This is a genomic window from Sorangium sp. So ce375 (assembly GCF_051473855.1).
Lineage (GTDB): Bacteria > Myxococcota_A > Polyangia > Polyangiales > Polyangiaceae > Sorangium.
This window is the reverse complement of record NZ_CP150335.1, coordinates 3,171,378-3,196,491: the sequence shown is the minus strand read 5'-3', so window position 1 is coordinate 3,196,491 and position 25,114 is coordinate 3,171,378. Positions and strand designations below refer to the sequence as shown.

The 25,114-nt window shown below is 71.7% G+C and carries 23 protein-coding genes; 15 read left to right on the top strand and 8 right to left on the bottom strand.

The window, feature by feature from the left end:
• Window positions 1–37: 37 nt before the first annotated feature.
• A complete protein-coding gene (locus WME90_RS12150; RefSeq protein WP_437281266.1) occupies window positions 38–547 on the bottom strand; it encodes a hypothetical protein in 510 nt (169 codons plus the stop codon).
• Between the two features lie 295 nt (window positions 548–842).
• Between WME90_RS12150 and WME90_RS12145 the strand changes: the two genes are divergently transcribed.
• From WME90_RS12145 to trxA, 8 genes are all read left to right on the top strand, one after another.
• The gene (locus tag WME90_RS12145) at window positions 843–3,299 is read left to right on the top strand and encodes a DUF2169 family type VI secretion system accessory protein (RefSeq protein WP_437281265.1); all 2,457 of its coding nucleotides are present in this window, start codon (window positions 843–845) and stop codon (window positions 3,297–3,299) included.
• Window positions 3,300–3,395: 96 nt separating this feature from the next.
• The gene (locus tag WME90_RS12140) at window positions 3,396–5,819 is read left to right on the top strand and encodes a type VI secretion system Vgr family protein (protein ID WP_437281264.1); all 2,424 of its coding nucleotides are present in this window, start codon (window positions 3,396–3,398) and stop codon (window positions 5,817–5,819) included.
• 111 nt (window positions 5,820–5,930) lie between these two features.
• Complete coding sequence (locus WME90_RS12135) at window positions 5,931–8,597, top strand: DUF2169 domain-containing protein (protein WP_437281263.1); 2,667 nt, start codon at window positions 5,931–5,933, stop codon at window positions 8,595–8,597.
• Window positions 8,594–9,637, top strand: a complete 1,044-nt coding sequence (locus WME90_RS12130; protein WP_437281262.1) for a pentapeptide repeat-containing protein — start codon at window positions 8,594–8,596, stop codon at window positions 9,635–9,637. The genes WME90_RS12135 and WME90_RS12130 overlap by 4 nt, the downstream gene beginning before the upstream one ends.
• A 33-nt stretch (window positions 9,638–9,670) precedes the next feature.
• Window positions 9,671–10,321 (top strand): DUF3540 domain-containing protein, encoded by a 651-nt coding sequence (locus WME90_RS12125; protein WP_437281261.1) that lies wholly within the window; start codon window positions 9,671–9,673, stop codon window positions 10,319–10,321.
• 12 nt (window positions 10,322–10,333) lie between these two features.
• Window positions 10,334–10,723, top strand: coding sequence for a DUF4150 domain-containing protein (locus tag WME90_RS12120; protein WP_437281260.1), 390 nt, complete (start codon window positions 10,334–10,336; stop codon window positions 10,721–10,723).
• A gap of 7 nt (window positions 10,724–10,730) precedes the next feature.
• Window positions 10,731–11,177 carry a hypothetical protein gene (locus WME90_RS12115; protein ID WP_437281259.1) on the top strand — a complete coding sequence of 149 codons (447 nt, stop codon included), beginning with the start codon at window positions 10,731–10,733 and terminating at the stop codon, window positions 11,175–11,177.
• A gap of 72 nt (window positions 11,178–11,249) precedes the next feature.
• Window positions 11,250–11,645 (top strand): thioredoxin, encoded by a 396-nt coding sequence (gene trxA, locus WME90_RS12110; protein WP_437281258.1) that lies wholly within the window; start codon window positions 11,250–11,252, stop codon window positions 11,643–11,645.
• Window positions 11,646–11,756: 111 nt separating this feature from the next.
• Here trxA and WME90_RS12105 read toward each other — a convergent pair whose 3' ends face one another.
• Window positions 11,757–12,512, bottom strand: coding sequence for a ferritin-like domain-containing protein (locus WME90_RS12105; RefSeq protein ID WP_437281257.1), 756 nt, complete (start codon window positions 12,510–12,512; stop codon window positions 11,757–11,759).
• Between the two features lie 68 nt (window positions 12,513–12,580).
• On the opposite strand from WME90_RS12105, the gene WME90_RS12100 reads away from it, so the two are divergent.
• Complete coding sequence (locus WME90_RS12100; RefSeq protein ID WP_437281256.1) at window positions 12,581–13,648, top strand: hypothetical protein; 1,068 nt, start codon at window positions 12,581–12,583, stop codon at window positions 13,646–13,648.
• A 26-nt stretch (window positions 13,649–13,674) separates the two neighbouring features.
• Here the strand turns inward: WME90_RS12100 and WME90_RS12095 are convergent, their stop codons facing one another.
• The 5 genes from WME90_RS12095 to WME90_RS12075 all read right to left on the bottom strand — a co-directional run bounded on the left by WME90_RS12095 (window position 13,675) and on the right by WME90_RS12075 (window position 16,013).
• On the bottom strand, window positions 13,675–14,091 hold the full coding sequence (locus WME90_RS12095) for a GFA family protein (RefSeq protein WP_437281255.1): 417 nt from the start codon (window positions 14,089–14,091) through the stop codon (window positions 13,675–13,677).
• A gap of 96 nt (window positions 14,092–14,187) precedes the next feature.
• Window positions 14,188–14,580 (bottom strand): DUF2809 domain-containing protein, encoded by a 393-nt coding sequence (locus tag WME90_RS12090; RefSeq protein ID WP_437281254.1) that lies wholly within the window; start codon window positions 14,578–14,580, stop codon window positions 14,188–14,190.
• A gap of 207 nt (window positions 14,581–14,787) precedes the next feature.
• The gene (locus WME90_RS12085) at window positions 14,788–15,339 is read right to left on the bottom strand and encodes a hypothetical protein (RefSeq protein ID WP_437281253.1); all 552 of its coding nucleotides are present in this window, start codon (window positions 15,337–15,339) and stop codon (window positions 14,788–14,790) included.
• Window positions 15,329–15,832 carry an RNA polymerase sigma factor gene (locus tag WME90_RS12080; protein ID WP_437281252.1) on the bottom strand — a complete coding sequence of 168 codons (504 nt, stop codon included), beginning with the start codon at window positions 15,830–15,832 and terminating at the stop codon, window positions 15,329–15,331. The genes WME90_RS12085 and WME90_RS12080 overlap by 11 nt, the downstream gene beginning before the upstream one ends.
• 49 nt (window positions 15,833–15,881) lie before the next feature.
• Window positions 15,882–16,013, bottom strand: a complete 132-nt coding sequence (locus WME90_RS12075) for a hypothetical protein (RefSeq protein WP_437281251.1) — start codon at window positions 16,011–16,013, stop codon at window positions 15,882–15,884.
• 235 nt (window positions 16,014–16,248) lie between these two features.
• Between WME90_RS12075 and WME90_RS12070 the strand changes: the two genes are divergently transcribed.
• Complete coding sequence (locus WME90_RS12070) at window positions 16,249–17,769, top strand: L,D-transpeptidase (RefSeq protein WP_437281250.1); 1,521 nt, start codon at window positions 16,249–16,251, stop codon at window positions 17,767–17,769.
• A gap of 52 nt (window positions 17,770–17,821) precedes the next feature.
• Here WME90_RS12070 and WME90_RS12065 read toward each other — a convergent pair whose 3' ends face one another.
• Window positions 17,822–18,697 carry an STAS domain-containing protein gene (locus WME90_RS12065; RefSeq protein WP_437281249.1) on the bottom strand — a complete coding sequence of 292 codons (876 nt, stop codon included), beginning with the start codon at window positions 18,695–18,697 and terminating at the stop codon, window positions 17,822–17,824.
• Window positions 18,698–18,972: 275 nt separating this feature from the next.
• Between WME90_RS12065 and WME90_RS12060 the strand changes: the two genes are divergently transcribed.
• From WME90_RS12060 to WME90_RS12040, 5 genes are all read left to right on the top strand, one after another.
• Entirely contained in the window at window positions 18,973–19,662 is a 690-nt protein-coding gene (locus WME90_RS12060; protein WP_437281248.1) for an NUDIX hydrolase, read from the top strand.
• Between the two features lie 407 nt (window positions 19,663–20,069).
• Window positions 20,070–20,909 (top strand): protein phosphatase 2C domain-containing protein, encoded by an 840-nt coding sequence (locus WME90_RS12055; protein WP_437281247.1) that lies wholly within the window; start codon window positions 20,070–20,072, stop codon window positions 20,907–20,909.
• Between the two features lie 65 nt (window positions 20,910–20,974).
• Window positions 20,975–22,936, top strand: a complete 1,962-nt coding sequence (locus WME90_RS12050) for a hypothetical protein (protein ID WP_437281246.1) — start codon at window positions 20,975–20,977, stop codon at window positions 22,934–22,936.
• A gap of 54 nt (window positions 22,937–22,990) precedes the next feature.
• Complete coding sequence (locus WME90_RS12045; RefSeq protein WP_437281245.1) at window positions 22,991–24,037, top strand: nicotinamidase; 1,047 nt, start codon at window positions 22,991–22,993, stop codon at window positions 24,035–24,037.
• Between the two features lie 14 nt (window positions 24,038–24,051).
• Entirely contained in the window at window positions 24,052–24,876 is an 825-nt protein-coding gene (locus WME90_RS12040; RefSeq protein WP_437281244.1) for a hypothetical protein, read from the top strand.
• Window positions 24,877–25,114 lie beyond the last annotated feature (238 nt).

Here is a 25,114-nt window from a genome sequence, read left to right as displayed (position 1 = left end):
GCCGAAGAGGATCGGCTCGGCGGGGATCACCGGCACATCACGAGCACGCCTCCCCTGGCGCCGGCCCGCGCGCCCCTCCGGGCTCGCCCGCGGCGTCGAGCGCCGAGCCGGGCTGTCCGCACCGCGCGCGCCACCCGCCACCCACGTCGCGCTCGCGGAACTCGGGGCGCAGCTCGCTGCGGGCGTCGGCCGCGAGCAGCTCGCACGGGTCGAAGTAGTGCGACGTCCGCGCCAGCGCGGCGATGGGCGGCAGCTCGCCCGAGAACTCCGGCACGCCGGGGCAGCGATGGTGCCAGAGGGCATAGCGATCCGGGACGTCGCCGAAGCAGAGCACTTCCTTTACGCCCCCGTTGCAGTTCGTGCTCACGACGAGCACCGGAGCCGGCAGCGGCGCGAAGCGGTGCACCCGGAGGACCACGTCGTGGTGGAACTCGCCCTGCTTCCAGTGGGCGAGGAGATCGAACTCGCCATGTCGATCCCGGACCTCCTGCAGCAACGACCCGAGATCCATCGCATCGGCGAGGGCTTGAACAGACGTATTTATCATGGCGCGCTCTCCTTCGACGGCAAGCGTTGCCGGTGTTGTAGCACGTCGCCCGCGCGGAGCCGGGACGCGGGCTCCCCGTCGGCGGCGGAGCACTCGTGTCCTTGCGCCGTACCAGCGAGCACCCGACCTATGTCGCTCCCCGGGAGAACTTCATAGCAACATTGTCCTGTGGGCCGACTCCTGGCAAATCAGCGCCGATTCCTGCGCTTGCGCCCGAGCGACCCGACGCGTATCGTCGGTTGCCTGAGAGCCCTCCGCGGCGGTGAAGGCGCGCGGGCCAGTCGAGATCACGCCCGTGCGATCGCCCTGGCCTGTCCCCATCGTCGCCCTGACGCCGGCCTCCTGCGGGGCCGTCCTGTGGCGCGCGCAGGGCGCGGAGCGGCTCACGGTCGTGGTCAAGGCCACGTTTGCCCTCGTCCACGACAGGAGCGCCGAGCTCGCCGCCCCGGCGGACCTGAGCCGCGCGGACCGGCTCCGAGACGGCTCCGGCAGCCTGGAGGACGCAGGTGAGATAGCCCCTTACCTGCCGCGCGCAGGGGTCCTCGTGCGCGGACACGCGGCCGCGCCGGCGGGGACGACGACAACGGCGCTCTCGGTGCGGGTCGCGCTCTTCCGCGAGGATCGCTGGGTCCTCGACAAGGTGCTCCACGTCTACGGCGACCGGACGCGAGAGGCCCCGAGCCCACGTCCGTTCAGCCTCATGCCGCTCGTGTACGAGCGCGCCTACGGCGGCCCCCAGACCGACGCGAACCCGGTGGGCGTCGGCGCCGGGACGACGCTGCCCAACATCGTCGATCCGGCCGATCCGACGCGGCCCACGGGCGTCGGGCCGATCGCGGGGAGCTGGGCTCCCAGGCGGGGCCTGCTCGCGCCCGATCACGCGCCCGATCTTTCGGCGCTGGAGCTCGGCGGCAGCTTCGATTTCCGCTATTTCGTCGCCGCCCCCGCGGACCAGCAGCTCGAGTTCCTCCGAGGCGACGAGTGGATCCTCCTCGAGGGCCTGCACCCGCACTGCCAGCGGATCCAGTCCTGCCTGCCTTCGGCGCGCGGGCTCGCGCGGATCCATCGGCTCGGGCCGGGGTGCGACGACCTCGGGCAGCCGATCGAGCTCGTCGCCGACACGCTGACCATCGACGCGGACCGCCTGCTCTGCTCGCTGATCTGGCGAGGGAACGTCGCGCTGCTGCCCGACGATGCGCCGGCGCGGATGCGGGTGGTCGCGGGCGTCGAGGTGCCGGGGCGCCCCGTCCCGTGGCCCTCGGCCCCGTGGCCCTCGGCCCCGTGGCCCTCGGCGGGGGGGCCCTCGGCGGGGGAGGGCCTTGTCGCGATCGCGGCGCCGGAGGGCGCGCCCGCCGCCGAGGGAACGGCCCTCCTCGCGGGGCACTGGAGCGTCGTCACGCAGCAGGTCGCCCCGCTGCTCTCGCCGCCTCCCCTGCCCTTCTCGCGGCCCCAGGAGGCGCACTGGAGCGTCGTCACGCAGCAGGTCGCCCCGCTGCTCTCGCCGCCTCCCCTGCCCTTCTCGCGGCCCCAGGAGGCGCACTGGAGCGCGGTCACGCAGCAGGTACCGCCGCTGCTCTCGCCGCCTCCTTTGCCCTTCCTGCCGGCGCCCGAGCTGCCGTCACGCCCCGAGGCTCCCCCGGCGTCGGTGCCGTTCGCGATGCCCTTCGCCCATGCCGGACCCGAGGCCTCGCCGCCCGAGCCGCCGGCCCGGGTGCAGCCGCCGCTCGCCGGGCTCGACGAGACGCAGCCCGGCGTCGACCAGCCACCCCCGCACGCGCAGCCGCCCGCTCCGCACGCGCAGCCGCCCGCCGCGCCCGACGGGATGGCCGTCGTCGCGGAGCAGCCGCCCCCGCACGTCGAACCGCCGCCCCCCGCGCCCGACGAGGCGGCGGCCCTGGCGGAGCAGCCGCCCCCGCACGTCGAACCGCCACCCCCCGCGCCCGACGAGGCGGCGGCCCCGGCGGAGCAGCCGCCCCCGCACGTCGAACCGCCACCCCCCGCGCCCGACGAGGCGGCGGCCCCGGCGGAGCAGCCGCCCTTTCCGGCCGCGGCGGCGCCGGAGCCGGAGGCCCGCGGCCTGCGCGCGGCGGTGCTCGCCCGCCTGAGGAGCGGCCAGCCGCTCTACGACCTCGAGCTCGCGGGCGCCGAGCTCGAGGGAATCGACTGGAGCGGCGCCTCCCTCGAGCGCCTCAACCTCGCCGGCGCAGCGCTCGCCCGGTGCAACTTCGCGTCCGCGCGCCTCGCCCGGGCGAACCTGAGCGGCGCAGATCTCACGGACGCGAACCTCCAGGCGGCCGATCTGACGCGCGCCGATCTCTCCCGCGCCATGCTCGACCGCGCGGCGCTCTCCTCCGCGATCCTCACGAGCGCCGACCTCACCTCGGCCAGAGGCTCGCAGGCGCGCTTCGACGGCGCGGCGCTCGACGGCGCCGACCTGCGGCAGGCGCGCCTGTTCGAGGCCGTCTTCGACCGGGCGAGCCTCGCTGACGTCAACGCGAGCAAGGCGGACCTCTCGCGATCGAGCTTCGCGAACGCCAACCTCGCCGGCGCCATCCTCCGCGCGGCGAAGCTCAAGGAGGCGAGGCTCCCCTGCGCCAACGTCGATGGCGCCGATCTGCGCGAAGCGGACCTCGCGGGCGCCAACCTCTACGGGGTCAAGCTCGCAAACGCGAAGTCGAGCGGCGCAATCCTGCGCGAGGTCGTCGAGATTCCACCGCCCGAAGAGGACATTAACGTTTCTTCACAGGGTTGACTCCCTGGCTGTCTTTTGTCTAACTCCCCAGGACGAGCCGCCTCGGAACCGTCAAGGCGGATTCATTCACCTCCTCGCGCCAGGAAGAGACCCCATATGAGTGATCTCATCCGTTTTTCCTCGAGCATCCTGGAGGGCCCGACGCGCGTCGTCGGCTTTCGCGGCGTGGAGGCGATCTCGCGCCCTTACAGGTTCGAGATCTTCCTGTCGATCCCGAGCGACGGCGACGATGACACGGACTTTGCCGAGATGGTCGGGGCCAAGGCGCGGCTCTCGATCGATCGCCCGGACGCCACGGCTCCGCCCTACGTGTTCGCCGGCGTGCTCGCCGGCGTCGACCTCCTGCACGAGTTCGGCGGGCGCGCGCTGCTGCGCGCGGTGCTGGTGCCGCGGCTCTGGGGGCTCACCCTGTCGAAGCACAGCCGGATCTTCACGAAGAAGAGCGTGCCCGACGTGATCAAGCTCGTGCTCGAGGAGAACGGCATCGGGGGCGGCGACGTCGAGCTCAACCTCGGCAGCTACGAGACCGAGGAGCACATCTGTCAATACCGCGAGAGCGACTTCGATTTCATCTCGCGCTGGATGGAGCGCGAGGGGATCTTTTATTATTTCGAGCACACCGAGGACGGCGAGAAGCTCGTCCTCTGCGACGACAAGAGCTACCCCGCCGAGGCGCTCGGCGCGCCGGTCCGCTACCATCCGCAGACGGGCGAGGACCGGAGCGCCTCGGCCTCGTTCCGCACCTTCTCCTGCCAGCACGGGGCGCTGCCGTCGCGGGTGAAGCTCAAGGACTACGACTATGTCCGGCCGAATTTCCCGCTCGCCGGCGCCGCGCCGGTGTCCCAGTACGGGACCGGGGAGATCAGCCTCTACGGCGAGCGCTTCTTCACCGCCGACGCCGGCAAGCGGCTCGCCGAGCTGCGCGCGGAGGAGTACCTCGCCCGCGAGGCCGTCTACCAGGCCGCCGGCGGGCGGCTCCACCTGCGCTCGGGGTACACGTTCGAGCTCGAGGACCACCCGCGCGCGCGGTTCAACGCGAAGTACCTCGCGGTCGAGCTGCGCCACCACGGCAACCAGTCCGCCGGACACAACGACTTCGAGGAGCTCACCGGGCTCACGCACGAGGAGGTCTATTTCGTCGAGGTCGCGGCCATCCCGGCGACGACGCAGTTCCGGGCGGAGTCGCGGACGGCGTGGCCGCGCATCTACGGTTACGAGAACGGCACGGTCGACGGCTCCGCGTCGAGCGAGTACGCGCAGATCGACGAGCACGGGCGCTACCTGGTCAAGCTCAAGTTCGACGAGGCGAGCCCGCGCGACGGCAGCGGCTCCACGTACGTGCGCATGATGCAGCCGCACGGCGGCGGCGTCGAAGGGTTCCACTTCCCGCTGCGCCGGGGGACCGAGGTCGTGCTGAGCTTCCTCGGCGGCGATCCGGATCGGCCCGTGATCTCCGGCGTCGTGCCCAACGTGCTCACGCCGAGCCCGGTGACGAGCGGCAACCACACGAAGAACGTCCTCCAGACCGGCGGCAGGAACCGCCTCGAGCTCGAGGACCAGGCCGGAGCGCAGCGCATCACGCTCTCGACGCCCCACTCGAACACGTACCTGCGCATGGGGTCGCCCAACAAGGGGCACGAGTTCATCGGCAAGACCGACGGCAGGGTCCTGCTCGACGCCGGGCAAAACATGGACTTCGAGGTCGGCGCGAGCTGGACGAGCCATGTGGAGAACGACATCACGACGACCGCCGACTCGGGCCACATCACGACGACCGCCCTCGCGGGCAACATCATGACGACGGCCGTCGCAGGCACCCTCACCGAGATGGCCAAGGGGGATGTGTCGATCACCTCGACCACGGGCAAGGTCGTCGTCAAGGCCCTCGGGAACGACGTCGAGATCTCGGCAAAGGGCAAGCTGTATCTCGAGGCCGAGGGCGACAAGAAGGAGATCCTCAAGTCCAATCACGACATCGAGAGGACCGGCGACTACAGCGTCACCACGCTGGGAAGCGCGCGATCCCACGTGTTCGGGGCGAGCTCATCGACCGTGGTGGGCGGCTCGCTCGACGCCAAGCTGGGCGCCTTCCGCTCGATCGTCGTCGGCGCCACGAGCGATCTCAAGCTCACGAACGCCACGTCGGTGACCGCCGGCAAATCCCTCGACGTGAAGGTCGGCAACTTCACGTCGATCAACGTCTCGAAATCGCTCGACATCAAGCTGGCGAGCACGACGGAGCTCAAGGTGACGAACGCGCAGGAGCTCACGGTGGGGAGCAAGCAGTCGCTCTCGTGCAGCAGGACCCAGGAGCTCGTCATGGGCCAGAAGCTCTCGTTCAACCTCAGCAGCGCCGTGGAGTTCAAGCTCGGCGCGACGGTGTCCGTGAAGAACGGCCCGGAGCTGACCATCCAGGGTCCAAAGTTCACGACGAAGACCGTCGAGCTCGAGAACGGGAGCTTCACCCTGCAGAACGTCGCGGCGGAGATCAGGAAACACGGCATCTTCGTGGTCAGCTAGCGGCGAGGCGCGCCGCGCGCGCTCGCCGCCGCTCCTCCGGCGAAACATCGGCCTCTACCGCGCCAGGGCGGACGCGAGGCGCCGCTCAACACACCACATCCCTCGATCTCCATGCGTGTCATCAAGCCCCTCCGCCTCTCCGTTCTTCAGCGCGTGCTCACCGTCCGGCGCAGCCATCACCTGAGCATCGGCCTCCTCGTCTTCTTCCCGCTCGACGCCCCGGAGGTCCCGCTGCCCGAGGTCTCGTTGTGGCAGCGGGTGACGCCCGCGCTCGGCAAGGACGGCCTCCTCGACGAGGGCATGCCCAAGCCACGGGGCGAGGTCCTCGTCTTCGGCAAGGCGTTCTCGCCGGAAGGGGAGCCTCGGCCGGCGTTCGCGGCGGGCCTGCAGGTCGGCCCGGTCGACGAGCCCCTCGTCGACAAGTCCGTCGCCGTCGTCGGCAAGCGGCGATGGCACCTCGGCGCGCCGACGGAGCCAGAGCCGATCACCGAGATGGCGCTCACCTGGGAAAACGCCTTCGGCGGACCGGATTACGCGCTGAATCCGAAGGGGATGGGCCTCGGGCCCGTCGAGGAGGAGGGAGCCAGGGTGCATTACCTGCCCCACCTCGAGGACCCGCAACGCCTCCTCATGTCGCCGGGCGACAGGCCGCCGCCCGCGGGCTTCGGGGCCCTCGACCCCACGCTCGCGTCGCGGATGGCCAAGCTCGGCACATACGGCGGCGAGTGGCTCCAGAGCGATTTTCCCGGCTTCGCTCGGGATCTCGACCCAGAGTACTTCCAGGTCGCGCCGGACGATCAGCGCCTGCCCGAGCACTTCGAGGGCGGGGAGGCGATCCGCCTGAAGAACCTGCACCCGGCGCGGCCGCTCATCGAGACCCACGCCCCGAGGCTCCGCGCCCGGTGCTTCGTCCGGCAGCGAGGCGTGGCCGGAGCGGACGGCGACGAGGGCCTCCGGGAAGTCGCGACCCGCCTGGAGACGGTGCTCCTCTTCCCCAACATCGAGCGCGGCGTCGCCATCTTCCGCGGCGTCGTCCCGGTGGCCGAGGACGACGCCGACGACGTGCTCTTGCTGCTCGCCGGCCTCGATCGGATCGACGCGCCGAGGCCCATCGAGCACTACCGCGCGGCGCTGGAGAGGCGGCTCGACAAGGAGAAGGGGCACCTCCACGCGCTGCGCGAGAAGGAGCTCCTTCCGGAGCCCGATCCCGACGCCCCGTCGTTCCCGGACGAGGCGATCAGCGACATGGACGAGCTCATCCGGCGCGAGCGGGCGATGGAGCAGCGGTCGATCTCGCGGGCGCAGCGCGAGCTCGACCAGGCGCGGCTCACCCTGCTCGTGCTCGGGATGAACCCGGACGAGAAGCTCCCGCGCGAGATCAAGCGCCCGGAGGAGCCGCGGCCGGACGAGCTCGCGGACTACGCCGAGCGGATGGAGCTCGAGGCCGCGGAGCTCCAGCAGGACGCCGAGGCGCAGCGCAAGTCCGCCGAGGAGGAAGCGCGGAAGCTCTGCGCCGAGCAGGGGATCGACTTCGACGAGGTGGTCGCGAAGGGCAAACGCGAGGGGGGCGGCCCGCCGAAGTTCAGCGCCGACGAGGAGCTGGCCCGCCTGCGCGAGCTCGCGGAGGTGGGGCGCAAGGCCGACGCTCCGATGGAGGACCTCGAGGCGAAGCTCGCGGACCCGGCGTTCGCCGCGAGCCTCCGCAAGGCCGAGGAGAACGTCCTCTTCGCGTACCGCGCCTTCGCTCACTTCTACCCGCCGGCGGATCTGGCGCCCGAGGGGAAGAGGTCCGATCTGCGCGCCGAGGTGGAGCGGGCGCTCGCCGCCGGCGAGTCGCTCGCCCGGCGCGATCTGACGGGCGCCGATCTGCGCGAGCTCCGCCTCGCGGGCGCCGACCTGCGCGAGGCGCTCCTCGAGGGCGCGGATCTCTCGGCGTGCGATCTGAGCGGCGCCGATCTGACCGGCGCGGTGCTCACGCGCGCGAAGCTCGAGGGCGCGCGGCTCGGGAAGGCCACGTTGCGCGGGGCGAACCTCGGCGAGGCGCGCGCCTCGGGCGCGAGCTTCGACGGGGTCGACCTCCGCAAGGCGGTCCTCCACAAGGCGTGGCTCGAGGGGGCGCAGCTCTCGGGCGCCGACCTCGCCGAGGCCGACTTCCTGGAGGCCAGGGTGCCCGGCGCAGACTTCAGCGGCGCCTCGGCGGACGACGTCCTCTTCTTCCAGCTCGACCTCACGGGCGCGAGCTTCGCCGGCGCGAGCCTGCGAAAGGCGACGTTCTTCCAGTGCACGGGGGCGGGCGCGGACTTCAGCGAGGCGCAGCTCGAGGACGCGGCCCTCGTCGACTTCAAGGGCGAGAAGGCCTCGTTCCGGAAGGCGAGGGCCACGGCCCTGCGCGTCGTCTCCGCCTCCGCGCTGCCGGGCGCGGACTTCTCCGGCGCCGAGCTCGCGCGGGCGAACCTCCGCGGGGTCGATCTGGAGGGCGCGATCTTCGAGCGCGCCTCGGCGGACGGCGCGGACTTCAGCGAGGCGAACCTCCGGAAGGCGCGCCTCGGGGAGCTCTCGGGCAAGGGCGCGCGCTTCATGCGGTCCGACCTGGCCGAGGCGGATCTGACCGGAGCGAACCTCATGGACGCCATGCTGCAGAAGGCGAAGGTGCCTGGCGCCCGCTTCGAGAACACGAACCTCTTCCGCGCCAACCTGCTCGACGCGAAGGGCGATGAGCGGACCACCTTCACCGACGCGCACATCAAGAACGTCGTTTTCACGGGGCAGAGCAAGTGACGCGCGAAGAGCTGCTCGCGAAGATCGACGAGGGCGAGATCATCGACGGGGAGGACCTGTCCGGGCTCGATCTGTCGGGGCTCGACCTGTCGGGCGTCGTGTTCGAGAAGACGACGTTCCGCGGCGCCAGGCTGAAGGACGCGAAGATCAGCGAGTCCATGTTCAACGGGTGCGACCTCTCGGGCGCGGACCTGTCCGGGGCGCGGGCCCGCCACGCCGTGTGGAGCCGTTGCGCGCTCCTCCACGCGCGCCTCGACGGCAGCGATCTCGTCGCCGCGAGCTTCGCCGAGTGCGACGTCTCGCGGGCCAGCTTCGACCGCGTGAACCTCACGATCGGGAGCATGGTCAAGGGGCGCGCCGACGAGGTGAGCTTCCGCGAGGCCAACCTGGACCGGTTCTCCCTCGTGGAGACCGAGGCCGCGCGCCTCGCGCTCGACGGGGCGAAGCTCAAGCAGGCCTGCCTCATCAAGGCGGATCTCTCGACCGCCAGCCTGCGCGGCGCGACGATGCACCTCGCGGTGCTGGTCGGCGCCCGCCTCCGCGGGCAGGACCTGTCGGGCATGGACCTGACCCTGGCGCAGCTCACCGACGCCGATCTCGCGGGGTGCGACCTGCGCGGCGCCCGGCTCGTCCAGGCGAGCTTCAAGGGCGCGGACCTCACCGCGGCGAAGCTCGACGGCGCGGACGCCGAGCGCGGCCTGTTCTTCGGCGCGCGGCTCGCGGGGGTCTCCGCCGCCGGCCTCAAGGCGCGGCAGGCGATCTTCTCCGAGGCCGATCTCGAGGCCGCGGACCTCGCCGGCGCCGACCTCTTCCAGGCCATCTTCCACCGGGCGGCCTGCCCGCTGGCGAGCTTCCGCGACGCGGACCTGACCTACGCCGATTTCTCGCACGCGAGCGTCGAGAAGGCGGATCTTTCCCGCGCGAAGCTCTTCCGCGCCCGCTTCCACCAGACGCGCGACGCGGGCGCGACCTTCACGAGCCGGTCCGCCGCGCTCGGAGACGACCCGGAGCTGCTCGAAGCCGAGCGCTGGACGCCCTGAGGGGATGCCCCTCCCGACAGCAGGAGAGAGACGATGCGAGACAATCTGGCCAGACAGCGGGTGGAGACCTTCGCGATCCAGGAGGTCGGCGCGGTGATCGGAGCGGTGGATGGGTCGTTCCAGGTGCGCGTCGGCTCGGGCGACTACGCAGCGAAGCGCGCGGTGAGCTGCCTTGTCGAGCCGGCGCTGGGCGACCGGGTGCTCGTCGCGCTGCACGACGCGGGGTGCCACGTGCTCGCGGTGCTCGACCGCGAGGGCGACGCGCCGACGCGCCTCGTGGCCCAGGGAGACCTGGAGCTGAGCGCCCCGCGCGGGCGCGTCACGGTGACCGCGGGCGAGGGCGTACGCCTCGTGACGCCGGCCGAGGCCGCGGTGGCCGCGGGCAAGGTGCGCGTCGCGGCGAGCGAGGGGTCGCTCGCGATCGGGGCGATGACGTACGTCGGCGAGCGGCTCGTCGCGCAGGTGGACCGCGTGAAGACGGTCGCCCGGTCGGTCGAGTCGATCGCGGATCGCTGGGTGCAACGGCTCGACCGCGCGTACCGGTTCATCGCCGAGTCGGAGCAGGTGCGGGCGCGGTACTACGAGGTCACCGCGGAGGCCGCGGTGAACATCAAGGCGCAGGCGACGCTCGTCTCGAGCGGCGAGCTGACAAAGATCGACGGCGGGCAGATCCACCTCGGCTGACGGGAGGCACCGATGTTCGCGAACACGCAGATGGGAGGCATGGCGCTGGGCGGACCGGACGTGTGCCTCACGCCGCCGGCGCACCTGCCGGTGCCCTACCCCAACCTCGCGGCGCAGCCCATGGGGGTGCCGGCGGTCTACAACGTGCTGTTCATGTGCACGCCGGCGCACAACATGACGACCCAGGTGCCGCTGACGAACGGCGACAACGCGGGCCTGGAGACGGGCGTCGTCTCGCACACGGTGATGGGCCCCTCGCGGCACGTCACGGCGGCGTTCACGGTGCTCGTGGGCGGCGCGCCCGCCACGCGGATGACGAGCATCACGATGCAGAACTCCGTCAACGCGCCCGGGGTCAGCATCGTCCCGAGCCAGCTCAAGGTGCTCCTTCTCGCCCCGTAGTCGACCCTTGAAAGAGCACAACCGGCTCCGCATCGAGCGCCTCGCGGCCCGCTACGCGCGGCGCATCGAGGAGGCGCGCGCCCCGGCGGAGACCGACTTCCTCCGCGAGTTCGACGACCTGCGCGAGCGCCTGCTCCGGCCTCAGATGGAGGAGTTCGCCGCCGAGCTCCGCAAGGCAGGGCACGCGCCGCGCATCGTGCTCGACGAGGGGCACGACGCGCCGAGCATCGAGCTCGCCCTCGGCCTGCGCGAGGCCAAGGCGAGCCGCAACGTCGTCGGCTTCTGCGTCATCCGCTGGGCCGGCTACCCGCTCCAGATCCTCGCCTACCTCGAGGTCAACCCCACGCCGTTCGATCTGGAGCGCTTCGCCCGCGCCGCCGACGTCGGGGCCGAGCGCGTCGAGCAGCTCCTCGTCGAGGCGATCGAGCAGATCATGGCCTGCAACGCCCCCTGAGCGCCGCGGGCGACGGCGGCGTCTGCCCGCTCGCTCGGCGACACGCGCGGATCTCGGGGGTATGCTTGGCGGATGAGTACCATCGAGCTCAGCACGGCGAACTTCGAGCAGACGGTCGAGTCGAACGGCATCGTCCTCATCGACTGGTGGGCGCCCTGGTGCGGCCCCTGCCGGGTCTTCGGGCCCGTCTTCGAGAAGGCCTCCGAGAAGCACGCGGACATCGTGTTCGGGAAGATCAACACGGACGAGCAGAAGGACCTGGCGCAGGCCTTCAACATCCGATCCATCCCGACGCTCTTCATCTTCCGCGAGAAGGTCCTCCTGTTCGCGGAGGCAGGCTCGCTGCCCGCGTCGGCGCTCGATCAGGTGATCGAGAAGGTGCGCTCGCTCGACATGGACGAGGTGCGGGCGAAGATCGCCGAGGAAGAAGCGAAGGAGGCCGCCGGCGGAGGTGACGAAGGCTCCTGAGAACGCGGCCCGCCGGGCCGGTGCTCGGGCGAGCGCCCCGGGGCTCCCGATGGGCCTCGCGTACGGGCCCGACGCCCGGCGCCCTGTCGTCGCTCACGAGGAACACCGCGCTCAGCCGAGCCCGAGCTTCTCCAGCGTTGGCGCGAGCCGTTCCCTGTACGTCCTCTGGCACAGCAGCGAAAGCCGCACCTCGCCGAGGAGCCCCAGCGTCGCCCGCTCGGGCTCGGGCCAGCGGTCGAGCGACCGGTCCTCCGCCGGGACGCGCGCCAGGACCCGCTCGGCGCGATCGAGGTGCCCGCGGACGAGCCGGCCCGTGAATACGCGCCATCCGGCCCGCTTCGCCGAGGGGAGATCGCGGAGCTTGCGGGCGACGAGCTCGGGCCCGAACGCCTCGTGCTCTGCCTCGTCGCCCGCGATCGCGGCGAGCACGGCGCGCGTGACCGGGTGATCCGCGCGGGCCTCGAGATCCAGGAGGTAGCCGACCGAGAACGCCTCGGCGATCAGGAAGAGCGAGATGGCGCTCGCGAGCACGCGTTCGTCGAGCGGGACCTCGCGCAGGTCCGCGAGCGGCGCGGCGACCTCGCGCGGCGCCGGGGCGCGGCCTCCGAGCGCCGCGCACATGCGGCTGCACAGCGCGGCGTGGCGGATCTCCTCGTCGACGGTCTCCGCGATGGCGCGGGAGACATCGAGCGGCTCGCCCGCCGCGAGCGCTTCGCCGAGGAACCTCGTCGCGATCTGGATGGATTGGTACTCGGTGCGGACGCGGTCGGCCCAGACGAGGCGCGCCTCCTCGACGAGCGCGGGCGGCAAGGCCCCCAGGTCGAGCGGGGCGAGCTCGATGGTGGAGTCGGTCGGTGGATGGCGCATGTTCTACCTTTTCGAGTGTGCCATCGGCGCAATATGGCACAAATCCGGCGGCCTCAACGCCGTGGATCATGCTGCAGATGGCCTTGTTCCCGGCCTTGATTCGCAAAGGTCGGGCCAGCGCGTCGGCACAACCTGCGATTGGCACATGCTGTGCTCCGGGTGAAGAAATGCGCCATCGAACCAGCTTACCTCTCCTGGCAGCCCTCCTATCACTCCTCGTCACCCACGCTGCGTGCAACAGCACGGTTGCCGTCGACCGCGGCCCCGGCCGCAACGGCGCCGAGACCGGCGGCACTGGCGACCACAGCACCACAAGCGCCAGCACCGGCGAGGACAGCACCACAAGCGCCAGCACCGGTGAGGACAGCACCACAAGCGCCAGCACCGGCGAGGACAGCACCACAAGCGCCAGCACCGGCGAGGACAGCACCACAAGCGCCAGCACCGGCGAGGACAGCACCGCCACCGCGGGCGCCGGCGGCGGCGACAGCGGGCCCGCCTGCGAGCGACACGCGCCCAGCGTCTACATGTGCGTCGATTCGGCAGCGGTTCCGGACGAGCTCATCGTTGCTGCGGAGCTCGGGGGCTCCTGGACGGTGACCGCCGTGCGTCCAAACACCTCGAGTGACCCCTGCGGCCTGAGAGCCCGCCAGGTCGGGTACGGCGCCAAGCCCGACGTGGTATTCGACCTCGTCGACGCAAACTCGAATGCGCTCACCCTGGCCGTCAGGGCCCCTGGCTTCGCATCGAGCACCGTCGCTGTGGGCGACACGCTCGACGTCGATTTCTCCCATCAAGTGATGGAGTACGGTGACACGATCGGCCGCCTTCGCCTCGAGCGGGACGGAGAGCTCATCGTCGCCGTGGGTGAGAACGATCCGATCGGGCTCACCCTCGGCACAGGAGAGCGCGCGTGCTACGGCGACGACGGCTACTGCGGCCGCGAGGAGCACGCGTTGACCGTGGCGACCGAAGCCGGGCCCGCCGTCTCGATCGCGAACGGCGAGAGCGCCGAGGTCGGCGCGCTGACCGTCACCAACGAACGTTATCTCAAGTACTACGACATCAGCGGAAGCTGCAACTTCGGCGTCTGGGATCCATTCACCTACGTCGTCAGCGCCGCCCCCACGCCCTGAGCGCTCGCGCCCACCGTCACATCGGGCTAACCCTGGCTCCCCGTCTTGTCCCCGCGATAGTCGGCGGCCCCCGGGATGGCGGGCAGCCACGGTACGCGGTGCGCAGTCCAGAGCTGGAAAGCCGGCGGCGGCAGGTCGCCAGGCCGGTCCATCGTGCCGAGGAAGATATCGAGTTCCCGCGCGCCGTCACGGCGCCAGAAGAGCGACGAGCCGCAGGCCGCGCAGAACTGGCGCACGGCGAAGCCGGATGATCGATAGGTCGCGGGCGAGCCGGAGAGCAGCTCGAACTGCCCGTCAGCAAAGGAAGCAAAAGCCGGCATCGGCGCGCCGGTCTGGCGCCGGCACTGGCTACAGTAACAGATATTGACGCTCACCGGCGCGCCGTGCGCGCGGTAGCGGATCGCGCCGCACAAGCAACCGCCGGTGTGGTGAGCCTCGGACATGGACGTCGCCTCCTGGTTCCTGGAGTTCGCGATCGCCAGCCTGGCCCCTCCCGGCGCACGCCGCAACCGGCTCACGCTCGCAGCGCGGCGCTCGCCTCACACGGAGGCGCGGAGCGGCCGGCAGAGCCCGTAACCCAGGACGCAGCCGAGGCCGTACAGCGCGAAGTCCGCCGGGTCGAATCCGCCGTTCGCGCCGAGCAGGAGCCGCCCTGGGGTGGTGCTGCGCGTGGCCACCAGCCACGGCGCCTGGCTCAGCTGGAGCAGCTCGATCGCGCACGTCGCGGCCAGGACCGCGAGCGCCAGCCGATGCGTGCGCGCGGAGATCCACGCGAGCTGCGCCGCGGCGATCCACGCGACCTCATAGAGCACCGCGCCGGCGCTGTTGCGCAACCAGGCCGGACCTCCATGGAACCGGGAGATCAGGCCGACAGGGATGACCGCGACGATCACGAGGGCCAGCGCGACGCGCTTGCGAGCGGCTTCCGGCATGCGGCACCGATCACGCTAGAGTTCCGAGGAAGTCAACAGAAGGGAAGAGAAACCGCAAGGGCGCGAGGGGCGCAAGGGGAAGGCTAGAAAAGTTCTCTTCTCTGGTCCTTTGCGCCCCTTGCGCCCTTGCGGTTTCTCTCTTTCAGCATCGACGCGAGGCGCCCGCCCTCTCGGTCGCCTGACGACGGGAGGTTTTGAGAGGCGCGCTCACACGCCGCGCGCAGGGCGGAGCGCGAGCGGCGCGGTGCCGGTGAGCAGCCCTGCCGTGAGGGCGATCACACCGCCGAAGCCGACGCAGGCGCAGCCGAGCGCGCCTGTCAGGGCGGCGACGCCGCACGCCGAGGCCCAGGACGCCCCGAGCCGCTCCGACCGGCGCAGCGCGCGCGAGAGCAGCACGCCGGCGGCGACCCCGCCCGCCAGGCAGGCAGGGACGCAGATGGATACGCACCCCTCCGGCGTGCACAGGTGACCGTAGATGCGCGCCGCGTGCGCCGTCGCGAAGGGCACGAGCCCCGCCGCGACGCCCGGGAGCACGCCCCGCCCGAGCTGCTGCCCGCGCCACGAGAGCAGCGCCGCCGCGACGTAGAGCGCCGCTCCGAGGATCGCTGTCGTCACCGGACGGTCGCTCATCAGCGTCGCCACGAGCCCCACGGCGATCGTCGGGGCCGCTGCCAGGGCGGCCCTCCGCGCCCTCCCGCGCTCGTACGCGCGATAGGCCTTCTCCTTCAGGTTCAGCGCGGCGAGCGCCTCAGGTTCCATAGATCCTCCTCCACGCCTCCCGGAGGCGGGCAAATGCGCGCTCGCGGCGCTTCCGGAACGCCGCGCCCGACACCGACGGATCGCGATCGCCCTCCAGGGTCGCCCTCAGCGTCTCGCGATCCGCCTCGGCCAGCGTGCCGAGCACCTCGCGCGCCGCGTCGTCCAGATCCCGGGCGATCGCCGCGTCCTCCGGCGTGGGCGCGTCGGCCGGGATCGACGGGACGAGCTCGTCCGGCGCCTCCCTCGACCGGGAATGGCGCCGCCGCGTCGTGCGGCACTCCCACGCCGCGATGGCAAGCGCCCAGGTCAGCGCGTCGCCGTCGGGATCGAACGAGCCGGCGCGGTCGAACACCTTGAGGAGCGCCTGCTGCGCCGCGTCCTCCGCGTCCGCCCCGCCGCCGAGCATGCGGCGGCAGAACGCGCCGAGCGCCGGCCAGAGGGCGGCGTAGACAGGCTCGAATGCCGCGCGATCGCCGTCGGCGAGGCGTCTCATCGACGCGTTGAGCAGCGATCGCGCGCGCGGTTCCAAGGGCGCTGGGTCCTCAGCCGCAGGGGCAGTCCGGGCACGGGCAGTCCGCGCACGGACAGCCGCCCGCGAGGTGCGTGCCAGCATAGGCCGCCGCCGGGATTGCGAGGACGGCCGCGAACAGGGTCACCTTGAGCCAACGACGCATGGGATCTCTCCTTGTCTGCTCCGGCCAGCTGTCCTTGCCGGCCTTCCTCGGCTCTAGGCGCGAGCGGGGGCGAGCGTGACACCCGCGGCGATCGAAATCGTGGCGACCGGACGCCATCGCCGCAATCGCCGCAGATCACCCGATAAGCCCGCTCGCCGCCCGCGCCTCGAGCGCCCTCACCCAGCCTGGCACGTCGTTCCACCGGGCGGGCTCGGCGTGCTAGGGTCTCGTGCCTATGTCCGGCCGCTCGTGGTTCGTTGCCCTCGGCGCCCTCTGGCTCGGGTGCACGCCGTCGCGGCACGATGCCGGCTCGCGCGCCGACGCGGCCGCGAGCGCGGGCGTGGCGGTCGCGGAGCCCTCGCCCTCCATCGCGCCCGCGGCCTCCAGGGCGCCCGCCGTGCCAGCGCCAGAGCCGTCGCCGGAGGCGCTGGCCGCCTCGACGTCGCCCGCGCCGGCCGCGGAGGTGGAGGCGGCGCGGGCGCGAGCCGCGCGCGTGTACTCCAAGGGCCGCGAGGTGTGGATCCGGTCCGCGCCGCGGCCGAAGGCCCAGTGGATCGGCATGCTCTCGATCGGCAGCTCGGTCCGCCTGAAGAGCGTCGAGCCCATCCGCGGCGCCGGCGGCTGCCCGGCGTTCTACGCCGTGGAGCCGCGCGGCTACGTCTGCGTCGACGGCAAGCGCGCCACCCTGGACACGGCCGATCCCGTGCGCCAGGCGCTGATCCCCCATGCCCCGCTCGTCGATCGGCCGCTCCCGTACCGGTACGGCGAGTCGCTCGGCCTCAAGCGCCTCTTGCGGTTGGACGGCTTCGACGCGCCGGCGTGGCCCGAGGAGATCCACGATCTGCGGCACCTCGAGGTCCGCCCTCGCTCGTCGGTCGCCTGGACCGACGAGGTCGAGGCCGGCGGGAAGACATGGCTCTGGACATCGGATCTGACGTTCGTACCGAAGGACAAGGTCAAGCCGTACGAGCCCACCACCTTCCAGGGGGTGTACCTCGGCGCCGAGGCACGCCTCCCGATCGCCTTCTTTCGCCGCAAGGCACGCCCCAAGTACCGCCTCACGGAGGGAGGCCAGCCCGCCAAGACCGACGCCGTGTGGGAGCGCCTCGACCGGGTCGGGCTCACGGGCCGATCGAAGCGGGCCGGCGAGCTCACCTATCTCGAGACCCGCGACGACGGGCACTGGGTCCTCGAACGAGACGCGGTGGTGGTCCGGCCGCGGAAGGCGCGGAACCCGTGGGGACGCCCGATCCAGCTCGCCGGCGAGCCGGCTTCGGCGCCGGCGCCGGCCGACGCGCCCAGGAACACATGGGTCGAGATCGCCGCCCTCGACGGCTGGCTCATCGCCTACGAGGACGATCGCCCCGTGTTCGCGACGCTCATCTCGGCCGGGCGCAACGGGGCCGAAGAGCCGGAGAAGACCGAGCCGCTCGTGCCGCCTTCCACGACCCCGCTCGGCCAGTACAGCATCGGCCGCAAATGGGTGACGAAGACGCTCATCACACCCCACGTCGACGCCGACGACTGGATCGAGGCGGAGGTGCCGTGGAGCCAGCACTTCTTCAGCAAGTACCTCCTGCACGCGGCGTACTGGCACGATCGGTGGGGTGACGGGCAGAGCGGCGGGTGCGTGAACCTCTCGCCCATCGACGCGAAATGGCTCTTTTACTGGACCGAGCCGTCCGTGCCGGAGGGGTGGTACGCGGTCCAGGCCACGCGCAACGACCCGTCCACGCGCGTCGTGATCCATCGCTGAACCGCCGCTGCCCGACCGGGGGGCGCGCCCGCGCCGCGCCTGCCGAGCGCCGCTATTTCGCTGGCGCGCTGGCCGCCTCGACCCGCCCGACCCCCGCGTCCGCCGCGGCCATGCGCCGCATGCAGAGCTTGAGGCCGGCGCGGAGGTTGCCGACGGTCGTGACGCCGGTGAGGTCGAGTCCGAGCGCGATCATCGTCTGCGCCACGTTCGCCCGGATCCCCGTGACGATGCCCTCCGCGCCCAGGAGCCGGATGGCCTTGATCATCTCGATGAGGTACCCGGCCGTCCGCGTGTCGACGGCGTCGACGCCGGTGAGGTCGAGGATCGCGAACCGGGCGTCCTTCTCCACGATCGCCGAAAGCAGGTTGTCCATCGCCTCGGAGATCCTCAGGCTGTCCACCACGCCCACCATGGGGAGGGTCAACACCTTGTCCCAGACCTCGATGATGGGCGTCGAGAGATCGCGGATGACCTCCTGCTGCGTCTCGATGAGCTCGATCTTCGAGCGGAGCTCCTGCTCTCGCCGCTTCGCCGCCGAGCCGTCCAGGCTGACGGTGATCATGCCGTCGGGCTCCCCGCTGCCATCGCGCACCGGGACGTGCCATGACTCCCAGGCGGCGCCGTACGCCTCGTAGACGTTGTACGCGCCTTTCCCCGCGAGCGCCTGCCGGTTGGTCTCCAGCGTCTCCGGCTCGTTCGCGAAGAGCTCGAGCACGTTCGCTCCGAGGAGCTGCCCCGGCTTCACGCCGACGGCCTCGAGCCCCCTGCCGTCGTGGAACGTGAAGACGCCCGCGCGGTCGTACTTGCACACGGTGATCGGAACGTGGTCGAGGATGGCGCGGAGGAGCAGCTGCGCCTCACGGAGCTTCGCCTCGAGCTCCTCCCGCGTATCTTCCCCCGCCGCGATCGACCCCGCGTCCTCCTTCATGGGAGCCTTCTACCGCGCACGCGCGCTGGCCGTCGAGGGGTCGTCGGTCCATCGATGACGTTTTGATGGGCTCGTCATGCGGGCAACATCGCACCGTCTGTCGAGGCCGCCTGTATTGCCGCTCCACGGACGCTGGACATTTCGGTCCAACGCAGGTGTGGAGGGCCTCCGCCCCTTCCCGCTGACTCGGAGGAGCCGCGCTCCACGCGGCGCGCGATTGACATGGTGTCTGCCATACACAAACATCCGCGCGCCGATCCCACTGAGAGGTTTGAATGTCCGTCTCCTACGAGCACCCGCGGCCGGCGTTGACGGTGGATTGCGCCGTGTTCGGCCTCGACGACGGGGCCCTCAAGATCCTGCTCATCCAGCGGGAGCTCGAGCCGTTCCGCGGCAAGTGGGCGCTGCCGGGCGGCTTCGTGCGCATCGGCGAGGCGCTGGACGACGCCGCGCGGCGGGAGCTCGCGGAGGAGACGGGGCTCTCCGGCGTGTTCCTGGAGCAGCTCTACACGTTCGGCGCCCTCGGGCGCGACCCGCGCGAGCGCGTGGTCTCGGTGGCGTACTACGCGCTGGTGAAGCTCGGGGATCACCGGGTCAAGGCCGCGACCGACGCGCGCGAGGCGGCGTGGTTCGCGGTGGACGACGCCCCGGCGCTCGCCTTCGATCACGACGAGATCCTCGCGGTAGCGCTGGAGCGGCTCAAGGGCAAGGTGCGATACCGGCCGATCGGCTTCGAGCTCCTGCCGCCGAAGTTCACGCTGTCGCAGCTCCAGCGGCTCTACGAGGCGATCCTCGAGCGCCCGCTCGACAAACGCAACTTCCGCAAGAAGGTGCTCGGCACCGGGCTGCTCGTGGAGCTCGACGAGGTCGAGCAGGACGTCGCGCACCGCGCGGCGCGGCTCTACCGGTTCGACCGTCGGAAATACGAGCGGCTCGAGAAGGACGGCTTCAGCTTCGAGATCTGAGGCGGGGCCGGCGGCGCCCGCGAGCTCCGCCAATCGACCTCGGGCGCGCGGCGAGCGCTCGTAGCGGGCCCATGGGGCGTCGCGACTCGTACACGCGCGGACGCCGGCGCGCCAGCGCGCGGCGCCCGGGGGCTCGCGCGCCCATCGCAGAGCGCGCCCCACGCGAGGCCGGCCGGGCGGCGACGGGTTGACATTGTGTACAACGGACACTAAGATTAGTGTGTAAGATACACGAACGGCCGGGCGCTCGCCACGCGGGCGCTGACGGCCGGCGTTCGCCGCCGAGCGGACGGTGGAGCTCCGGCGCCGGGAGGACCGCGCGCCCCGGCCTCCGTCTGCCCGGGTCCGGCCGCAGCGCGCCCTCGCCGGGCGCGGAAGGGAGCTCCATGCGTCGCGACGTCGCTTTCATGGCTGACATGGGAGGTGGCTCGGCCTTCGAGGTCGCCGGTGGCACGGTGACCGGGACCGACCACCTCGCCGCGGGGCGGCCCAACCAGGACGCGTATGCCTTCCGGGCCGAGGGCGGCTGTCTCGCCGCGGTGGTCTGCGACGGCTGCGGCAGCGGCGCGCGCAGCGAGGTGGGCGCCGCGCTCGGGGCGCGGCTCGTGACCGATCAGGTCCTCGGCGCGCTCCGGCGCGGCGGAGAGGTCGATTCGCCCGCGACGTGGGAAGAGGTGCGGCGCGGGGCGCTCGCGCCGCTCCGGGTGATGGCCAGCGCCATGGGCGGGAGCCTCTCCGAGGTCGTGTCGACCTTCTTCCTCTTCACCGTGGTCGGCCTCGCGATCTCCGGGGACAAGGCGTGCGCGTTCTCCCTGGGCGACGGCCTCATCGCGATCGGCGACGAGCTCCTGCGGCTCGGCCCCTTCCCGAGGGACGAGCCCCCGTACCTCGCGTATGGCCTGCTCGATCGCCCGCCCGGCGGCGAGGCGCCGCGCTTCACCGTGCACCGCGCCTTCCCGTCGAGCGCGATCCGGACTCTGCTGCTCGGGACCGACGGCGCGCTCGATCTGCTCGAGCCGTCGTCCAGGCAGATCCCGGCCGGCGGCGAGGTCGGGCCGCTGTCGCGCTTCTGGGAGGACGACCGTTATTTCCGGAACCCCGACGCGGTGAGGCGGCGGCTCGCGCTCATCAACCGATCGGTGACGCGGCCCGTGTGGAAGGAACAGCGGCTGGAGCGCGAGGGCGGGCTGCTGCGCGACGACACGACGGTGATCGTCGTGCGGAGGGCGCAGAGCGCCCGCGACTGACGCGCGGCCCTGCGCGGGCTCGCGAGGGGACAACGTGGCGCTCGGTGCGCCCGGAGGAGGCAAAGGTGGACGTCTATCTTGGTTCAAAGCGGGTTCGGCTCGACCCCCGGGCCTCCATCGGCAAGGGCGGGGAGGCGGACGTGTTCGACCTCGGCGACGGCCGCGCGCTCAAGGTCTGGAAGACGCCGGATCACCCGGATTACGCCGGGCAGGACGCCGAGCAGCGCGCAGCAGAGGTCCGCATCGAGCGCCACCAGGACAAGCTGCGCGCCTTTCCTCAGGCGCTGCCCGACCGGGTGATCTCGCCCGTCGAGCTCGCGACCGACAAACCGCGGAAGCGCATCGTGGGATACGCCATGCGGCTCGTGCGCGGCGCCGAGCCGCTGCTCAGGTACGGCGAGCCGTCGATGCGCCACGCCGGGCTCTCGTCGGCCGCGGTCTCCGGGGTGCTCGCGGGGCTCCACCGGACCGTCACTGCGCTCCACGACCGCGGCGTGGTGATCGGCGACTTCAACGATCTCAACGTCCTCGTCCTCGGCGGCGAGGCGTTCGTCATCGACGCGGACAGCTTCCAGTTCGGCCCGTACCTCTGCCAGGTGTTCACGGAGCGCTTCGTCGATCCGCTCCTCTGTGACCCTTCCCTCCCCCGGCCGCTCCTGTCGAGGCCGTATTCGCAGGACTCCGACTGGTACGCGTTCGCCGTGATGGTCATGCAGAGCCTGCTCTGCGTGGGGCCTTATGGCGGCGTCTTCCGGCCGCGGTCGGCGTCGGCGCGCGTGCCCGAGAGCGCGAGGCCGCTGCGCCGCATCACCGTGTTCGACCGCGAGGTGCGGTATCCGAAGCCGGCCATCCCGTACCGCGTCCTGCCGGACGATCTCCTGGACGCGCTCTACCGCACCTTCGTCGAGGACCGGCGCGGCGTGTTCCCGCGCCGGCTGCTCGACGCGCTCGCCTGGACGAGGTGCCCTTCGTGCGGCGTCGAGCACGCGCGCCCTGCTTGCCCGGCCTGCGCGGGCGCCGCGCCAGCCGCCGTGAAGGAGTCGACGGTCGTGCACGGCGAGGTGCTGGCGACGCGGCTCCTGAGCACGCGCGGCGTGATCCTCGCGGCGTCCCTCGGCCCGGGCGGGCTCTCGTACCTCGTGAACGAGGGCGGCCGCTTCCTGCGGGAGGACGGGTCCGTCGTGATGTCCGGCGCGCCGCACCCCGCGACGCGCTTCGCGGTGCACGGGAAGGCGACGTTGATCGGCCGGGGCGGTGATCTCGTGGTGCTCTCGCCCGGCGCCGCGCCCGAGCGGATCCAGGTGGACTGCGTGGGGACGCGGCCCATCTTCGACGTCAACGAGCGCGCGCGCTACTGGACGTGCGGCGGGCAGCTCCTGCGCAGCGGAAAGCCGGGCGCCGCCGCGCTCTCGGGCGAGGCGGGCCCCGTCCCGATGGGCGACGTCCTCGCCGGGCAAACGATGTTCTGGGTGGGCCCCTGCTTCGGGCTCGGCTTCTACCGCGCCGGGAACGTCTCGATCGCGTTCGTCTTCGACGCCGAGCGGCCCGGCCTCAAGGACACGGTCAAGCTGCCTTTCCCCGGCGGCAAGCTCACCGCGGCGACGTGCGTGTTCGACGCCGGCCCGAGCGCTTCTTCCAACCACGGCCGCGGGCGCCCCGACGACGGCCGCGGGCGCGCCAGCGGCGGGCGAGCATGGCTGTTCCTCGCCGCCGAGCAGGCCGGCCGGACCGTGCACCGGTGCGTCGTCGTGCGCGAGGACGGCGCGGTCGAGGCGGTCGCCGACGGCGACGCGGAAGGCGGCTCCTGGCTCGGCGCGCTCACGGGCAAGTGCGCGGCCTCCGGGTTCCTGCTCTCGGCGACCGACACCGGCGTCGTCCGCGTCGAGGTCCGCGGGGGCGCGCTCGTCGAGACGCGGCAGTTCCCGGGCACCGAGCCGTTCGTCACCCAGGCTTCCCGGCTGCTCGTCGGCCCTGATGGCCTGTTCGTCGTCGACGCACAGACGATCACAAAGCTTCGCATCTCGTGAATCCACGCTGAGCTGACGGCCCGCCCTGGCGGGCCGCTCGAGAGGAGAGAGACAATGAAAACGACAGAGCTCCCCCTGCCTGCCTTCTATGATCCCAAGAACGCCGAGCGGTGGGGCTTTCACCCCAACGAGGAGGCGCTGCACGGCGCCGCCGCCGCGTGGCGGAAGGCGCACGGCGTGAAGCCGTCGGCCGCGGACGCGCAGAACGTCCACCTCCTGCTCATCGACGTGCAGAAGGACTTCTGCTTCCCGCAGGGCTCGCTCTACGTCGCCGGCAGGAGCGGCGCGGGCGCGGTCGACGACAGCCGCCGCATCGCCGAGTTCATCTACAAGAACCTCGCGGCCATCACGAACATCACGGTCACGATGGATACCCACTTTGCTTACCAGATCTTCTTCCCGGCCTTCTGGGTCGATCGCGAGGACCGCCCGCTGAGCGCGCACCGCGAGATCACGACGGCGCAGATCGACGCGGGGGAGGTGCGGCCGAACCCCGCGGTGGCGAAGTGGCTTTGCGGCGGGAGCTACCCGTGGCTCATGAAGCAGGTCCGGTACTACTGCGAGGAGCTCGAGAAGGCGGGCAAATACAAGCTCTACCTGTGGCCGCCGCACTGCATCCTCGGGAGCGACGGCCACGCCCTCGCGGGCGTCGTGCACGAGGCGCGGATGTTCCACGCCTTCGCGCGCGGGGTGCAGTCGTGGGTGGAGGTCAAGGGCGGCAACCCGCTCACCGAGAACTACTCGGTGATGCAGCCCGAGGTGCTGACGCGGCACGACGGCCAGCCGCTCGCGCAGCGGAGCACGGGCTTCCTGAGGACGCTGCTGCACGCGGACGCGGTGATCATCGCCGGCCAGGCGGCGAGCCACTGTGTCCGCAGCTCGATCGAGGACATCTTGACGGAGATCGCGCTCACCGACCGCGCGCTCGCCAAGAAGATCTACGTGATGACCGACTGCATGTCGTCGGTCACCGTGCCTGACGGCAAGGGGGGCTTTGCCGTCGACTTCACCGCCGAGGCGGACAAGGCGCTCGCCCGCTTCGCCGCCGCCGGCATGAACCTCGTGAAGAGCACCGACCCGATCGCGTGCCTGGGCGCATGACCTTGGAGGATCCGATGAGCAAGAACAGAGAGGACGAGGACCGGATGAAAGGCAATGGCTCGCTCGACATCGAGCAGCTCTTCGAGGCGGCGCGGGACGAGGGCGCGCTCTCGCCCGAGGCGATGCAGGCGCTGCACATCACCGACCTGGGCGCGCAGATCCAGGCCGGCTTCGGCGTGCAGGTGGACGACGTCGCGTCGTCGGAGGTGGTGCTGGTCACGGTGATGCCCGACGACTCGGGCTCCATCAAATTCGCGGGCAACGCCCCGTCGGTGCGCGACGGGCACAACCTCGTGGTGGGCGCCCTCGCCGACTCCAAGCAGCGCGACTCCATCCTGGCGCACAACCGCTACCTGAACGGGACGGTGCTGTATCCGTACTGCCCAATCGCCCAGGCCGTGAAGATGGACACGAAGAACTACGACCCGATGCTCGGCACGCCCCTCTACGATCAGACGGTGGTGCTGCTCGGGACGGTGATCGCGAAGGCGCAGGAGTTCGCGCTGAGCGGCGTCCCGGCGCGCACGGTCACGCTGATCATCTCGGACGGCGCCGACGCGGGCTCGACCTGGGCGAAGGCCAAGGACGTGAACGCGCTCGTCCGCGACATGCGGCGCGCCGAGGCGCACATCGTCGCTGCGATCGGGATCGACGACGGGAACACCGACTTCCGCGCCGTCTTCCGCGACATGGGGATCGAGGACCGCTGGATCCTGACGCCGAAGAGCGACGCGGCGGACATCCGCAAGGCGTTCGCGCTGTTCTCCCAGTCGGCGGTGCGCGCCAGCCAGGGCGGCGCGTCGTTCTCGAAGGCGGCGGCCGGCGGCTTCGGCGGGTGAACGGCGCTCGCCCCGGGCTCGCCGCGCGCGCTGGCGCGGCCCCCGGGACGCCGGGCGCCGCGCGGCGCGCGGCGGCCTGATACGTCGCAGGCGCGATCCGGCGGCGGGCTCGCCGGAGATCGCCCGAGATCCGGTCCGACGCGGCGCGCGCGCCGAGCTACACAGTCCTGTCGCGATCCTGTGGCCGATCCCGCTGCCGTGAGCTGGGTACCCTCAGCGCGCATTCGGACCGGCTCCG

What these genes read in the sequence shown, in the direction of transcription:
- WME90_RS12150 (WP_437281266.1), bottom strand. Translation starts at nt 547, where the DNA reads ATGATAAATACGTCTGTTCAAGCCCTCGCCGATGCGATGGATCTCGGG.
- WME90_RS12140 (WP_437281264.1), top strand. Translation starts at nt 3,396, where the DNA reads ATGAGTGATCTCATCCGTTTTTCCTCGAGCATCCTGGAGGGCCCGACG.
- WME90_RS12135 (WP_437281263.1), top strand. Translation starts at nt 5,931, where the DNA reads ATGCGTGTCATCAAGCCCCTCCGCCTCTCCGTTCTTCAGCGCGTGCTC.
- WME90_RS12125 (WP_437281261.1), top strand. Translation starts at nt 9,671, where the DNA reads ATGCGAGACAATCTGGCCAGACAGCGGGTGGAGACCTTCGCGATCCAG.
- WME90_RS12120 (WP_437281260.1), top strand. Translation starts at nt 10,334, where the DNA reads ATGTTCGCGAACACGCAGATGGGAGGCATGGCGCTGGGCGGACCGGAC.
- trxA (WP_437281258.1), top strand. Translation starts at nt 11,250, where the DNA reads ATGAGTACCATCGAGCTCAGCACGGCGAACTTCGAGCAGACGGTCGAG.
- WME90_RS12105 (WP_437281257.1), bottom strand. Translation starts at nt 12,512, where the DNA reads ATGCGCCATCCACCGACCGACTCCACCATCGAGCTCGCCCCGCTCGAC.
- WME90_RS12100 (WP_437281256.1), top strand. Translation starts at nt 12,581, where the DNA reads ATGCTGCAGATGGCCTTGTTCCCGGCCTTGATTCGCAAAGGTCGGGCC.
- WME90_RS12095 (WP_437281255.1), bottom strand. Translation starts at nt 14,091, where the DNA reads ATGTCCGAGGCTCACCACACCGGCGGTTGCTTGTGCGGCGCGATCCGC.
- WME90_RS12090 (WP_437281254.1), bottom strand. Translation starts at nt 14,580, where the DNA reads ATGCCGGAAGCCGCTCGCAAGCGCGTCGCGCTGGCCCTCGTGATCGTC.
- WME90_RS12085 (WP_437281253.1), bottom strand. Translation starts at nt 15,339, where the DNA reads ATGGAACCTGAGGCGCTCGCCGCGCTGAACCTGAAGGAGAAGGCCTAT.
- WME90_RS12080 (WP_437281252.1), bottom strand. Translation starts at nt 15,832, where the DNA reads ATGAGACGCCTCGCCGACGGCGATCGCGCGGCATTCGAGCCTGTCTAC.
- WME90_RS12075 (WP_437281251.1), bottom strand. Translation starts at nt 16,013, where the DNA reads ATGCGTCGTTGGCTCAAGGTGACCCTGTTCGCGGCCGTCCTCGCAATC.
- WME90_RS12070 (WP_437281250.1), top strand. Translation starts at nt 16,249, where the DNA reads ATGTCCGGCCGCTCGTGGTTCGTTGCCCTCGGCGCCCTCTGGCTCGGG.
- WME90_RS12065 (WP_437281249.1), bottom strand. Translation starts at nt 18,697, where the DNA reads ATGAAGGAGGACGCGGGGTCGATCGCGGCGGGGGAAGATACGCGGGAG.
- WME90_RS12060 (WP_437281248.1), top strand. Translation starts at nt 18,973, where the DNA reads ATGTCCGTCTCCTACGAGCACCCGCGGCCGGCGTTGACGGTGGATTGC.
- WME90_RS12055 (WP_437281247.1), top strand. Translation starts at nt 20,070, where the DNA reads ATGGCTGACATGGGAGGTGGCTCGGCCTTCGAGGTCGCCGGTGGCACG.
- WME90_RS12045 (WP_437281245.1), top strand. Translation starts at nt 22,991, where the DNA reads ATGAAAACGACAGAGCTCCCCCTGCCTGCCTTCTATGATCCCAAGAAC.
- WME90_RS12040 (WP_437281244.1), top strand. Translation starts at nt 24,052, where the DNA reads ATGAGCAAGAACAGAGAGGACGAGGACCGGATGAAAGGCAATGGCTCG.